The sequence below is a fragment of the Moorena sp. SIO3I6 genome, assembly GCF_010672095.1.
The window spans coordinates 1-1,066 of record NZ_JAAHHU010001696.1 but is presented as its reverse complement, the minus strand read 5'-3'; the positions used below and the strand labels follow the sequence as shown (position 1 = coordinate 1,066).

Below are 1,066 nucleotides of genomic sequence, written 5' to 3'. Positions count from 1 at the left end.
TTTCATTCCCTTTCTATCTGCCATTCCCAGCTTTGCCACAGCACCAGCATTAGTCATGGTTGGAGTGTTGATGATCGGAAGTGTTAGAAAAATCCATTGGGACGATCCAGCCGAGTCAATTCCCTCATTTCTCACCATCTTGATCATGCCTTTAAGTTACTCCATTGCTGATGGCTTAGCTGTCGGTTTAATTACCTTTCCTCTGTTAAAAGCTTTTCAAGGTAAAGTTCACGAAACGACTATTGCCATGTGGATTTTAGCAACAGTATTTATCTTAAAGTTTTCCTTAGTATGAGCTTGACAATCTCTTTTTATATACCATTTTCATTTGACAAGCCATGCCCGATTCCCGATTCCCGATTCCCGATTCCCGATTCCCGATTCCCGATTCCCAATTCCCGATTCCCGATTCCCAATTCTAAATTCTACATTCTACATTCTACATTCTACATTCCCTACTCCCTGTTCCCTTTGCTATTTAGAGAGTGTCAAACAAATCAGGACGGCGTTCTTTGGTTCTCTGAATTTGCTGCTCTTTACGCCAGCGCTCAATTTCCCCATGATGTCCTGATAACAGAACTTCTGGAACCTTCCATCCCCGAAACTCAGCAGGTCTGGTGTACTGAGGATAGTCCAGTAACCCGGCTTCAAAGCTTTCTAATTTAAGGGATTCGGCTTTGCCTACTGTTCCTGGTAGCAACCGGGTGACACCATTAATCATGGCTAGGGCTGGGATTTCTCCACAGGTTAAGACAAAATCCCCCAGTGATACCTCTCGGGTGACTAAATGTAATACCCGCTCATCCACACCTTCGTAGTGTCCACAAATTATCACCAGCTGATCATAACCTGTGGCCAATTCTTTGAACAATTGCTGTTTCATCGGTTGCCCCTGGGGAGTCATTAAGATGACATCACGGTGGGGTAAAATGGGTAAAGACTCTACAGCCGCAAAAATCGGCTCTGGTTTCATCAACATTCCCACCCCACCACCGTAGGGTTCATCATCAACTCGTCGATGCTTGTCAGTAGCAAAGTCTCGGGGGTTGATCAGATGCACTTCGGC

The 1,066-nt window shown here is 45.1% G+C and carries 2 protein-coding genes and 1 pseudogene; 2 read left to right on the top strand and 1 reads right to left on the bottom strand.

The annotated features are described in order from the left end of the window. Together F6K49_RS52395 and F6K49_RS52390 are read left to right on the top strand one after the other, a co-directional pair. Positions 1 to 295: pseudogene (locus F6K49_RS52395) on the top strand (solute carrier family 23 protein); the annotation flags it as partial. A 33-nt stretch (positions 296 to 328) separates the two neighbouring features. Further along, positions 329 to 571 (top strand): hypothetical protein, encoded by a 243-nt coding sequence (locus tag F6K49_RS52390; RefSeq protein WP_293110987.1) that lies wholly within the window; start codon positions 329 to 331, stop codon positions 569 to 571. Here the strand turns inward: F6K49_RS52390 and trmD are convergent. Beyond that, positions 479 to 1,066: tRNA (guanosine(37)-N1)-methyltransferase TrmD (trmD, locus tag F6K49_RS52385; protein ID WP_293110985.1), on the bottom strand; the 588-nt coding region annotated here is incomplete at its 5' end. The genes F6K49_RS52390 and trmD overlap by 93 nt on opposite strands.